Source organism: Streptomyces sp. NPDC050806 (genome assembly GCF_055586425.1).
In genome coordinates this window covers 1,105,852-1,117,526 of sequence record NZ_JBVJIF010000001.1, presented here as the reverse complement: position 1 = coordinate 1,117,526, position 11,675 = coordinate 1,105,852, and the positions used below count along the sequence as shown (strand labels likewise).

General features: G+C 69.1%; 11 protein-coding genes. 4 read left to right on the top strand and 7 right to left on the bottom strand.

Translation table 11 applies throughout. The features are described from left to right. Nucleotides 1-51: 51 nt before the first annotated feature. The 3 genes from ACZ6WH_RS05030 to ACZ6WH_RS05020 form a co-directional block, all read right to left on the bottom strand. Nucleotides 52-1,434, bottom strand: coding sequence for an MFS transporter (locus ACZ6WH_RS05030; RefSeq protein WP_469726057.1), 1,383 nt, complete (start codon nucleotides 1,432-1,434; stop codon nucleotides 52-54). 205 nt (nucleotides 1,435-1,639) lie between these two features. Further along, nucleotides 1,640-2,095, bottom strand: a complete 456-nt coding sequence (locus tag ACZ6WH_RS05025; protein ID WP_469726055.1) for an RpiB/LacA/LacB family sugar-phosphate isomerase — start codon at nucleotides 2,093-2,095, stop codon at nucleotides 1,640-1,642. Between the two features lie 139 nt (nucleotides 2,096-2,234). After that, a complete protein-coding gene (locus tag ACZ6WH_RS05020; RefSeq protein WP_469726053.1) occupies nucleotides 2,235-3,227 on the bottom strand; it encodes a LacI family DNA-binding transcriptional regulator in 993 nt (330 codons plus the stop codon). Between ACZ6WH_RS05020 and ACZ6WH_RS05015 the strand changes: the two genes are divergently transcribed. Both ACZ6WH_RS05015 and ACZ6WH_RS05010 read left to right on the top strand, forming a co-directional pair. Next, nucleotides 3,220-3,546: a hypothetical protein gene (locus tag ACZ6WH_RS05015; protein WP_469726052.1), complete on the top strand. Its 327-nt coding sequence runs from the start codon at nucleotides 3,220-3,222 to the stop codon at nucleotides 3,544-3,546. The genes ACZ6WH_RS05020 and ACZ6WH_RS05015 overlap by 8 nt on opposite strands. Before the next feature lie 236 nt (nucleotides 3,547-3,782). Continuing rightward, the gene (locus ACZ6WH_RS05010) at nucleotides 3,783-4,910 is read left to right on the top strand and encodes an alpha/beta hydrolase (protein ID WP_469726050.1); all 1,128 of its coding nucleotides are present in this window, start codon (nucleotides 3,783-3,785) and stop codon (nucleotides 4,908-4,910) included. Nucleotides 4,911-5,342: 432 nt separating this feature from the next. Here ACZ6WH_RS05010 and ACZ6WH_RS05005 read toward each other — a convergent pair whose 3' ends face one another. The 3 genes from ACZ6WH_RS05005 to ACZ6WH_RS04995 all read right to left on the bottom strand — a co-directional run bounded on the left by ACZ6WH_RS05005 (nucleotide 5,343) and on the right by ACZ6WH_RS04995 (nucleotide 8,566). After that, entirely contained in the window at nucleotides 5,343-5,906 is a 564-nt protein-coding gene (locus ACZ6WH_RS05005) for a dihydrofolate reductase family protein (RefSeq protein WP_469726049.1), read from the bottom strand. A 246-nt stretch (nucleotides 5,907-6,152) separates the two neighbouring features. Then, nucleotides 6,153-7,196, bottom strand: coding sequence for a zinc-binding dehydrogenase (locus ACZ6WH_RS05000; RefSeq protein WP_469726047.1), 1,044 nt, complete (start codon nucleotides 7,194-7,196; stop codon nucleotides 6,153-6,155). Between the two features lie 83 nt (nucleotides 7,197-7,279). Beyond that, nucleotides 7,280-8,566: an MFS transporter gene (locus ACZ6WH_RS04995; protein WP_469726046.1), complete on the bottom strand. Its 1,287-nt coding sequence runs from the start codon at nucleotides 8,564-8,566 to the stop codon at nucleotides 7,280-7,282. A 134-nt stretch (nucleotides 8,567-8,700) separates the two neighbouring features. Here ACZ6WH_RS04995 and ACZ6WH_RS04990 point away from each other — a divergent pair, with 134 nt between their 5' ends. Beyond that, the gene (locus ACZ6WH_RS04990; RefSeq protein ID WP_469726044.1) at nucleotides 8,701-9,606 is read left to right on the top strand and encodes a helix-turn-helix transcriptional regulator; all 906 of its coding nucleotides are present in this window, start codon (nucleotides 8,701-8,703) and stop codon (nucleotides 9,604-9,606) included. Nucleotides 9,607-9,671: 65 nt separating this feature from the next. Here ACZ6WH_RS04990 and ACZ6WH_RS04985 read toward each other — a convergent pair whose 3' ends face one another. Next, nucleotides 9,672-10,646, bottom strand: a complete 975-nt coding sequence (locus ACZ6WH_RS04985) for an Lrp/AsnC family transcriptional regulator (RefSeq protein ID WP_469726042.1) — start codon at nucleotides 10,644-10,646, stop codon at nucleotides 9,672-9,674. 106 nt (nucleotides 10,647-10,752) lie between these two features. On the opposite strand from ACZ6WH_RS04985, the gene ACZ6WH_RS04980 reads away from it, so the two are divergent. Further along, nucleotides 10,753-11,631 carry an NAD(P)H-binding protein gene (locus tag ACZ6WH_RS04980; RefSeq protein ID WP_469726040.1) on the top strand — a complete coding sequence of 293 codons (879 nt, stop codon included), beginning with the start codon at nucleotides 10,753-10,755 and terminating at the stop codon, nucleotides 11,629-11,631. Nucleotides 11,632-11,675 lie beyond the last annotated feature (44 nt).

Here is an 11,675-nt window from a genome sequence, read left to right as displayed (position 1 = left end):
CGCTCCGCCGTGACCTTACGCATCGTCTGCGCGGCCCCGTTCAGAGACAGTTCACTGCGACGGGGACGGTGTCGGGTCGTCGGTTTCGAGCGTCGCTGAGATGTTCAGGGTGCGGCGTTCCTCCGCAACGAGACCGAGTACCCGCTCGCGCTGCTCGCGTCCCCAGGTCTCCTTTGTGGCCAGGATGCCGACCAGTCCGATGGCCGCCGCGCCGAGGTAGAGCAGAGCGGCGCCGGGCCAGCCGAAGGCGCCCACGAGGGCGGCGGCGAGCAGGGGGGCGAAACCGCCGATGGCTGCGGCGATTTGGTAGCCGAGTGAGGCTCCCGAAGTGCGGGTTGCGGTGCGGAACTGCTCGGTGAGCAGGGAGCCCTGGGTACCGGTCAGCGATGCGTGGATGAGACCGATTCCGATGATGAACACCATCACGACCAGGACTGGCTGGGCCGAGTTGACGAGCAGGTACATCGGGAACGCGAAGAGAACCGCCGCCGTGCAGGCGGTGATGTAGATGGGCCGGCGTCCGATGCGATCGGTCAGGGCCCCGGCAAGGAAGGTGACTGCGATGGCCACAATGCTGGCGGCAGTGATTGCGCCCAGAGCAACGGGGCGCAGCTCCGGATTACGTTCGGTGACGTAGCTGAGCAGGTACGTTGCGGTGGAGTAATAGGCGAAGGATTCGACGACACGCAAGGCAATGACCCGCAGGATTCCCTGCCAGTCGTCTGCCAGGCTCGCGCGGAGCGGGTTCTTCTCGGTCTTGCCGCCCGCCTGGGCCTCCTGGAACTCAGGGGACTCGGAGAGCCGGGAGCGGACGATCAACGCGACGACTACAAGGATGGCGCTGAGCAGGAAGGGCACCCTCCACTGCCAGTTGCCATGGAGGGTGTCACTCCATGCGAACACGCCGCTGGCCAGGGCGATGCCCAGTGGGTTGCCGGACTGGGGAATGGCTGCGAACATGCCGCGGCGGTGCCAGGGCGCATGCTCGTAGGCCATCGTGATCGCCCCGCCCCATTCGGCGCCGAATGCCAGGCCTTGGACCATGCGGATCGCCACGAGAAGGATGGGGGCAAGGACGCCGGCCTGCTCGTATGTCGGTAGTGCGCCGATGAGGAACGTGGCGGCACCCATGACGGTCATCGCTGCGACGAGGACGGGTTTGCGGCCGAGCTTGTCAGCGAAGTACCCACCGATCGCGCCCCCGAGCGGGCGCATGACGAAACCCACTGCGAGAGTGGCGAAGGAGAGCAGGGTGCCGACGAGCCGGTCGCTCTCGGGGAAGAAGACGGCTCCGAAGTAGAGCGCGGAGGCGGTGCCGTAGGCGATGAAGTCATAGTTCTCGACGCTGGTGCCGAAGGCTGCGGCAACCGCGGTCTTCACGCGGTCTCTGGAGCCGAGAGCGCTTCGCCGTTCGGCCGTGGCGCTGGGGGACATGGCTGATCTCCTTGATAGTTCGCCGAACAGCGCCGGCGTCTACGGAGTGGAGCAGTGGGTGGGCGCGGGAGCAGGTGACCGCATCCTTTGCTGACGGTTTTGGGGTACGCCGAGGAAGCGCCCGGCGCGGTTCATGGCAGGGCGTTCGGTGTCCGTGTTCGTGTCAGCGGTGGTTCAACCGCTCCCGGGATGCTCGGTCAGTTGGTCAGGAGGCCGGAACCAGGGCGTCGAGGGCATTGAGCTTGGCAACCCGCCTGCGGGTGTCTTCGTCGTCGTCGAAGGCGGCCCCGAGGAACTCACGGACGATGTCGGGCACGAGCGCATGGGGGACCAGCCAGGCCCCCATCGCGATGGCGTTGGCATCATCGTGCTCAACGGCCTGATGAGCGGAGTAGGGCTCGTGGGCGAGACCGCAGCGGATTCCGGGCAGCTTGTTGGCAGCCATGACTGCTCCCTGGCCGGTGCCGCACACGAGCAGGGCCCGGTCGGCGGAGCCGGAGAGCACGGCCTCGCAGGTAGTGCGGGTGATGTCGGGGAAATCGACAGGGTCGGCGCTGTGCGTGCCGCAGTCGATCACCTCGTGCCCCGCGGACTCAATGGCTTGGCGAACGGTGCTCTTGAGTGCGTATCCGGCATGGTCGGCGCCGAGGGCGACCTTCATCGGCTGCTCCTTTCGGAAGGGACGCACCGCAGGTGCGCCGCGAAGGGCGGGGTGCAGTGCTCGGTTGGGAGCCGCGAGAGCGGCGATGGCGGGCAGTGTCAGTCGGAATCCGTGCCTGCGACGGTGAACTGTTGGCACATCAGCTGCCTTCTGCGGCCCGGTCGACGAAGGAGGTAGGGATGCGCTGGCCGGATGCGGCTCGGCCCGCGATGAGGTCGACGAGCCCACGTACGCCGAGGCGGCCGATGGACGACGCGTCGTTGCGGACCGCGCTGATGGGCGGAGAGGCGAACTCGAACCAATCGAGGTCATCGAAGGAGACCATTTCGATGCGGCCGGCCTGCTCTGCGCCGAGCCGCTCACGCAGCGCGCGTACGGCGCCCAGGGTCGTGAGACCGTTCGCACCGAACACTGCGGTGAAGGTGGCGCCGCGGTCCAGGATGCGGCACATGGCCTCGGCCGCCCCGCCGGCGAGGAAGTCACCGGCATCGAGCAGTCTGTCGTCCGTACTGATGCCGTGCGCCTGGCGACCGGCGAGGTAGGCGGCTCGCCGCTCCGCACCGGTGGAGATCTCCTCGGGGCCGCCGATGAAGGCGACGTCACGATGCCCTCGGCGCTGCAGCCAGGCGAGTACCTGCTCGACGCCCTGCGTGTTGTCCGTGCCGTACAGCGGGGCGTCGATGCCCTCGACCGTCCGGTTGAGGAATACGAGCGGCAGCCCCGAGGCGGCGGTTGCCGCAAGCCGTGGCGAGAGGGTGCTCTGCGGCGAGAAGAGCAGACCGTCGACGCGCTGGCCGGCAAAGGTCTGAAGGTACGCGTCAGCCTGGTCGGCGTCCTCGTTGGCATTGGCCAGCAGCACGGTGTAGCCGTGGCGGCGCGCCTCCTGCTCGGCCGCGTGAGCCAACTCGGAGAAGAACGGGTTACGGATGTCCGAGACGAGCAGCCCGAGCACATCGGTCCGGGCCCGGCGCAGGGAACGAGCGGGGCCGTTGGCGACGTAGCCCAGTTCGGTCGCAGCTGTGAGCACCCGGGACCGGGAGTCGGACGACGTCTGACTGCTGCCACTGAGCACTCGCGACGCAGTCCCCAGCGAGACCCCGGCCCGTGCCGCGACGTCCTTGATCGTGGCCAACCGCCCCACCCCTTCGTGGAAACGTTTCCATGATGTGAATGAATTCAACATCGCACATCAACCGCCACATCGACAAGGCCTCTACACCACGAAGGTGCAGCCGCTCCGGATGCCACCGCACACCCCGCGGGGCAAGTACTTCCACCGGCACCGCTTCGCCATCCGCACCGAAGCAAGGTTGAAGATCGCGGCCTGGATCACCGACTTCTACAACACCGAACGGCGCCACTGCGCCGTCGGCGGGCTACCGCCTGTGACGTTCGAGAACACCGCCCGAGCAGCGCGTGGGCGCACCGGTCGCCAGAGCCAGTTCGCATGACCAACGTCTCTACGAACTCCGGGTGTTGACACGGCGCGGGTGTCCGGGAGGTGTCACTGTGCCATGCCTTCCACACTACGACGCCCACCCCCGCGGGGTGGGGGGTCGAGTTTGTACCCCCCACAAACCCGACCTGCCACGCCTGGCGCAGAGGCGGTCTTCTGGATTCGCGCCTCGGTCACGACACCACCGACCGTCGCGCCTTTCCTCCACCGATCGAATATGAGGTCCATGCCATGGAACGTCGCAAAGCGCTCGGACTGATCGCCGCCACCGGCGCCGCCACCACCGCCTCCGTCACGGCTCTGCCCTCCTTCGGCGCGGAGACCGGTCGCGCGGCGGGCGCGACGGGACAGGGCAGGGCCTCGGCCAAGGGCGGCTACACCTTCGCGCTGGACAAGAACGTCAAGCGGACCTCGGTGCGATTCAAGAACCGCTACGGCATCGAGGTCGCTGCCGACCTCTACATGCCGAAGAACGCCAGGGGCAAGCTGCCCGCCCTGGCGGTCAGCGGCCCGTTCGGCGCGGTCAAGGAACAGTCCTCGGGGCTCTACGCCAATGAGTTCGCCCGCCGCGGCTACGTCGCCCTCGCCTTCGACCCCTCCTTCACCGGGGAGAGCGGCGGCACGGTGCGCGACGTGGCCTCGCCCGACCTCTACACGGAGGACTACAGCGCCGCCGTCGACTTCCTCGGCATGCAGAGGACTGTCGACCGCGAGCGGATCGGCGCGCAGGCCATCTGCGGCTTGAGCGGTATGGCGCTCACCGCGGCGGCGGCCGACAGCCGTATCAAGGCGGTTGCCACGACCTCGATGTACGACATGGCGCGCAGCATGTCCCGCGGCCACGAGGACTACTACACGCCTGAGCAGCGCCAGAAGGTCGTGGAGCACCTCAGCCGGCAGCGCTGGATCGACGCCGAGAGCGGCACCTACGCGCGGCTCTCCCACGAGGTCCCCTTCGACGAGAACGGCGACGTCGCCCCCTCAAACCGCGTACTGCCCAAGACCCTCCCGGCCGACGCCGACCCGATCACGAAGATCTTCTTCGACTACTACCGCACCGAGCGCGGCTACCACCCGCGCTCGATCAACTCCACCACCGCGTGGACCGCGACCACACCAATGTCGTTCTTCGCCTTCGGGCTGATGACGAACATCGACATGTTGGCGCCCCGCAAGGCGCTCCTGGTGGCCGGAGCCGACGCGCACTCCCGCTACTACTCCGAGGACGTCCGGGCGAAGGCCCCCGACACCGTCGACCTCGTGATCGTCCCAGGCGCGGACCATGTCGACCTGTACGACCGCAAGGACCTCATCCCCTTCGACAGGCTCGACGAGTTCTTCACCAAGAACCTCGCCTGACCGGAAGTGCGCCCGACAGGCCGGTACGGCCATCGGTCTGTCGGGGAGCACCCGCGGCGGAAGCGGCCTCTCGGGAATCGGGAACGGTCGAGACGGTCACCTCGCGGAGTCCCCGATGCCACCGTGGTCAGCAACGATTTGCATACCTCGCACACAGGCTCGCGATGTGGCCTCAGGGACCGATGGAACCGTGGTTGGCGCTGCGATTGATCATGGTCGGCTGAAGCACTACATCTCCGTCGTTCGCGGGCGGACGCGGGCGAAACGCGCCGCCGACTCAACGAGCGGCGCCGCGCGCGACGCTCTTCTCGCGTTCGTCGGCGTCGTCGAGGGGTTCTCGGTGAGCGCGGCCAGGACCTGCCGCCCCAGCGCCACCGCTCGCCCCGTCACTGGGCGCGGGAAGCATGTCAGCGCAGTGGTCCAAGACTCGCATCAGCGCGCCACGCGGTAGCGAAGGTAGACGACGTTCGAGCCGAAGGTACGGGTCCCGACGAGTTCGAGATCCACCCGGCGCTCGTCCTGGGAAAAGAACGGAATGCCACCGCCGACCAGCACCGGGTAGACCCTGGCCCGGTATTCGTCGATCAGATCCAACGCGGCCGCCTCGGCGGCGAGAGTCGCGCCGCCGATCGCGATGTCGCCCTCCCCCGGCTCGGCTCGCAACCGCTCGATCTCTTCGGCCAGGCCGCCGGAGGCCAGGCGGGCGTTGCCCTGCACCGCCGACAGCGTGGTGGAGAACACCACCTTCGGGAGCGGCTTCCAGGTCGCGGCCCACTCGAGCATGGAGTCGTCGAGCGAGGGATCCTGGTCGGCGGTCTCCCAGTACAGCATCGTCTCGTACAGCCGTCGTCCCAACAGGTAAACGCCGGCCTCTCGAATCTCGTCGGTGACGAAGCGAAAGACCTCCTCGTCGGGGGCCGTCCAGTTGAAGCCACCGTCCGGCCCGACGATGAAGCCGTCAAGTGAGACGCCCATCGAGTAGGTCACGCTGCGCATCAGAATTCCTCCTTGGCAACGGGTTCGACAGTACGACCGCCGGACGCCGTCGAACTCGCGACTCGCGGGATCCTCTGGGCGGCGAGTGTTGTGTTCCGCCTTTGGCCGGATGGTCAGAGCTACTCCGTCGAGTTCAACGTGTTGAAGTGAAGTAGCCGGCCAGGTACAGCCATGGGGTGCGGGCCGGCCGCACCCCACTCCTGGCGTTCTTGGGTAAGGACTTGATTGGCTCAGAACTTGATCGGATCAGGGCTTGATGAGGACCTTCAGGCTCTTGCGGTCGGCCATCTCCTGGTAGCCGGCCGGGACGCCGTCGAGGTCGGTGGTGGTGTCGAAGACCTTCCCCGGCTCGATGGTGCCGCACAGGATGTCGGGCATCAGTTCCTCGATGTAGGCGCGGACCGGTGCCGGGCCGCCGGCCAGGCGGATGTTGTGGCGGAAGAGGCTGCCGAAGCCGATGGGTGCCTCCTCGTACTGGGGCACGCCGACGCGGCTGATCACGCCGCCGGGGCGGACGACGCCGAGGGCCTGCTCGTAGGCGGGCAGGTGGCCGACCGCTTCCAGGACCACGTGCGTGCCGTGCCCCCCGGTCAGCTCACGGACAGCCTCGATGCCTTCCTCGCCGCGGGCGGAGACGACGTCGGTGGCACCGAACTCGCGGCCCAGGTCGGTGCGCGCGGTGTGCCGGCCCATGAGGATGATCTGCTCCGCGCCGAGCCGCTTGGCCGAGAGGACCGCCAGCAGGCCGACGGCTCCGTCACCGATGACGGTGACGCGGGTGCGCTCGTCGACACCGCCCGCGACGGCGGCGTGGTAGCCGGTGCCGAAGACGTCCGAGAGGGTCAGCAGGGAGGGGATGAGGGCGGAGTCCGCCGCGACGGGCAGCTTGACCAGGGTGCCGTCGGCGAGCGGGACGCGGACCGCTTCGGCTTGGCCGCCCTCTTCCGCCTCGCCGTCCCAGAAGTTGGCCTGCGGGTGGGCGCAGGAGGTGTGCAGGCGCTCGCGGCAGAACGCGCAGGTGTTGTCGGAGATCGCGAACGGGGCGACGACCAGGTCGCCGCGCTTGACGGTGGTCACCTCCGCACCGGTGTCCTCGACGATGCCGATGAACTCGTGCCCCATCCGGGCGGGACCGTCCTCGGGCTTCATCGAGCCGTACGGGTGCAGGTCGCTGCCGCAGACGCAGGACGCGGTGATCCGGATCAGGGCGTCGGTCGGGTGCGCGATGACCGGGTCCGGGACGTTCTCGACGCGGACGTCGCCGGCGCCGTACATGAGGGTTGCGCGCATGAGGTGCTCTCCAGTGCGGGGAATCGTGTGTTTCGCATGGTGCTGGTCAGTGGTTCATGGGCGAATGTGCGCCCAGGCCGGTCTCAAGCTTGATCGGCACGGTCTGCGGGCGCACCCGGAAGGTCCGCCGAGCCGGACGCCGCGGCTCGGCGGTGGCGGTGCAGGGCGAGGACGGTGGTGGGGATCAGGGTCAGTGCGGCGATGACGGTGCCGACCACGGCGGGGCCGGTGGAGCCCATGTCGGAGCCGAGGGCTCGGCCGGCGATCCCCGAGCCGATCGCGGTGCCGAGGTTGAACGCCGAGACGGTCAGGGCGGAGGCCAGTGTGGGTGCCTTACCGGCGTAGCGGACGGCCAGGGCCATCAGGACCGGGTTGGCGCCGAGGCCGAAGAAGCCGAGCAGGGCGACCAGGACGACCGTGGCGGGCGCGGAGCCGGCCAGCAGGACGATCGCGAGCAGCAGGAGCGTGGCGCCCGCGGCGGCGGCGATGGTCACCGTGTGGGGGCGGCGGTCACCCAGACGGCCGCCGACGATCGAGCCGAGGAGGGCGCCGAGCCCGAAGCCTACGAGGACCAGCGGCACCAGACCGGCGGCCAGATTGGTGCGGTCGGTCAGCAGTGGCGCGATGTAGGAGTACGCGGCGAGGACGCCTCCCGTAGTGGTGGCGCAGGCGGCCAGGACCAGCCACAGGCGGCCGGAGCGCAGCGCGGTCAGCTCCGAGCGGACCGATCCCGTGTACTGGGCCGGGCCGTCGTTGGGGACGGTGCGGGCGATCAGCGGGACGGCCGCGGCGGCCAGGGCTGCCAGGGCCCAGAACGGGCCCCGCCAGCCCATCAGCTGGCCGGCGAACGCGCCCAGCGGCACGCCGACGACGTTGGCGAGCATGGCACCGGCCCCGACGAGACCGAGGGCACGGGCGCCGGCGGCCGGGCCCGCGGCGCGTGCGGCCGCTACGTTGGCCACGGCCCAGAAGGCACCGGTGGCGATCGCGGTCACGAAGCGGGCCGCGAGCAGGAGGGTGAAGCTGGAGCCGACGGCGACGGCGACATGACCTGCGGCGAAGACGCCCAGGGCGAGCATCAGGGTCAGCCGTGTGGGCAGCCGCAGCGTGAGCATCGCCATCAACGGCGCGCCGACGATCATCCCGATGGCGAAGACAGTGATCATCAGGCCGGTCCGGGCGACGCTGACCTGCAGGTCTGGAGCGATCTCGGGCAGCAGGCCGGCCACGACGAACTCGGTGGTGCCCATCAGGAACGTGCCCAGCGCGAGCACGTGGACGACGAGCGGAAGCCGGGCGGGCGCTGCCTGCTGAGGCTGCTCTGCCCGTGCTTCGGCGGGGGCGTGGAGGGTTCCTCCTCGCGTACTCAAGGTGCATCTCCGTGGGGTCGTGATCGGGGTACGTGTCCCAGGAGACCGGCATCTGCGCAGGTGGGGAAGGTCGTGTTTATCGGGGGTACAAGCTCGACCTCCCTTCCCGGACGACCGTGGCTACCGTGGACTGCATGGACGACCGAAGCGATCACCGTGCGGAGATCCGGGACTTTCTTGCCAGCCGCCGCGCGAAGATCACCCCGGAGCAGGCCGGGCTGCCCACCAGCGGCCGCCGTCGGGTGCCGGGGCTGCGGCGTGAGGAGGTCGCCGTGCTGGCCGGGGTGAGCACCGAGTGGTACACCCGGCTGGAGAAGGGCCACATCAGTGGCGTCTCCGAAGACGTCCTGGCCGCGGTCGCCCAGGCCCTGCGCCTGGACGAGGACGAGCGCACGTACCTGTTCGACCTGGCCCGCGCCGCCCGGCCCGCACGCCGCACGCCGTCCCGCCGCAGGGACGTCGAAGTCCCGCCCCGCATCCAGTGGCTGCTCGGCTCCATCACGATGTCCGCCGCCTTCGTACGCAACGGCCGCCTGGACGTCATCGCCCACAACGCGCTCGGCCGGGCTCTGCACGCGCCGATGTTCGACAGCCCCACCACCGACAGACGCGGCCGTCCCAACTTCGCCCGCTACCACTTCCTCGACCCCGGCTCACAGGAGTTCTTCGTCGACTGGGACGCCGGCGCCGCCGCCACCGTCGCGCTGCTGCGTGCCGAGGCCGGGCGTGAGCCGCACGACCGGACCCTGCGCGAGCTGATCGGCGAACTGTCCACCCTCAGCGCCGACTTCCGCACCATGTGGGCCGCGCACGACGTCCGTATCCGCCACGAGGGCATCAAACGGCTGCAACATCCCGAGGTCGGCCTCCTGGAACTGACCTACCAGTCTGTGGACCTGCCCGTGTCGCAGCGAGCCGTGCACGACCTGAGCCTCTACACCGCCGAACCGGGCAGCACCTCCGAAAACCACCTCAAGCTCCTCGCCAGCCTGGCGGCAACCCGCTCCCAGGCGACAGCGCCCACCGACCAACCCGGCTGAGCCGCCTGGTCCTCCTGGACTGCCTGGTCCGCGGGGCCGGGGCCGGGACCCGGTCCGGAAGAGGGTCAGCGGGGCGCGAGGACACAGGCCGCAGCGCGTTTGAGGGTTCGGATGACGGGTGCGGTCTCGATGGATTGGATGGCGTCGAGCGAGGCCAGGCGTTCGGTGAGGTAGCGGCACAGGTCCTCGGCGTCGCGGCAGTTCACGGCGGCGACGAGGTTGCTGGGTCCGGTCGTCATGGCGGCAAAGGAGACCTCGGGATGGTCGGCCATCCGGCGTGCGACGTCTGCCAGTTCGGACGGCCGTACCGACAACCACAGCCGTGCTTCGGTGGGAAAGCCGAGTGTGGCCGGGGCGATGTCGATGGTGAACGTGAGGACTCCGGCGCGGCGCAGTGCGTCCAGACGACGCTTGACGGTGGATTCCGCGGTGCCGGTGGCCGCGGCAAGTTCGGAGTAGCTGGTCCGTCCGTCCTGGGCCAGGATCTCCAGCACGGCCCGGTCCTGATCGTCGAGCGTGACCGCTTCGGCGTTCGCCGGAAGGGTGGCGGGGCGGAGCATTCGGACCTGTTCTTCGGTAAGCGAATTCGAGCCGGACCAGGTGACGGGCAACGCCGTCGCACGCAGGAGCAGATGCGCGGAAACCGCGGTGACGCGACTGGTACGGGGGAGCTTGTCCAGGAGCAGGGCGTCACGCTCGGCGGCAGTCGGGGTCTGGACGTTGCACGAGACCTCCGTACCTCCGGAGAGCAAGTACACGTAGGAAGTGTCGGGCCGCGCTGCGAGCGCGCTCGCGATGGCGCCGGCAGCGTCAGGGGTGCACCGCAGCCGTAGTGTCCACGAGGTGCGGCCGAGCCGTACGCCGTTGGTCACTCCGACGACTCGCAGCAGGCCGGCCGACCGCAGCCGCCGGTAACGGCGGGCCACGGTGTTCTCCGAAACGCCCAGCACCTCGGCGACGGCACGGAACGGCACCCGCCCGTCGATCCGCAGTGCATGGATCAGTGCCCGAGCGACGCTGTCCAGGATGACGGTATCCATCGATTCAGGCTAGCTCACGCCGGATCCTTGCATGCTGAGCGCGCTGGCTGGAGCCACCGCGCTCAGCCGGTGAGGGTGAGGTGAACCGACACGATGGAGGCATCTGATGACATCCAAGAGCACCATCCTCGTCACGGGGGCGACCGGGAACGTGGGCCGACAGGTGGTCTCCCAGCTCGTCGCCGCGCGCTCCGGCACCGTGCGGACACTGACCCGCACCCCCGCCACAGCCGTGCGGACGGGGCATGTCGACGTACGGCAGGGGGACCTGAGCGACCCCGTTGCGCTGGAGGCGGCCGTGGCGGGAGCAGATGTGGTGTTCCTGATGTGGCCCTTCCACAGCGCCGAGCCGGCCGCCGCCGCCGTGGACACCATCAAGCGCCACGCACGCCGCGTGGTGTTCCTGTCTTCCGGTGCTGTCCAGGACGGGCTCGCCGCCGAGCAGCAGCACCATCCCGTGGGCCGGTCCCATGCTCGCGTGGAACAGCTCATCGAGGAGTCCGGGCTCGCCTGGACACGCCTCCGCCCGAGCACGTTCGCCACGAACACGTTGTGGTGGGCCGATCAAATCCGCGCCGGTGACGTGGTACAGGGTGCCTACGGCGCCGTGCCGATGGCTCTCCTCCATGAGGCAGACATCGCCGCGGTTGCCGTGCGCGCGCTCGTCGAAGACGGACACGATCGGGCCACGTACCACCTGACCGGCCCCGAAGCCCTCACACAGGCCGAACAAGTGCGAGCGATCGGCCAGGTGCTGGGCCGACCGCTCCAGTGGCACGAACTGTCCCGCCAGGAGGCACGCCGTCGGCTCCTGGCCGACGACAGCTTCCCCGACGCGTTCGCGGATCCTCTCCTCGACGGCTACGCCGACATGCTCGCCGCCCCTCACCCAGCCATTACCCACACGGTCGAAGCCGTCACCGGCACACCGGCACGCACCTACCGAGCCTGGGTGTCCGACCACGCCACTGACTTCCGCATGTGAGCAGGAGAGGATTCGGCATTCTCAAAACCCGGCGAGCCCCTCAC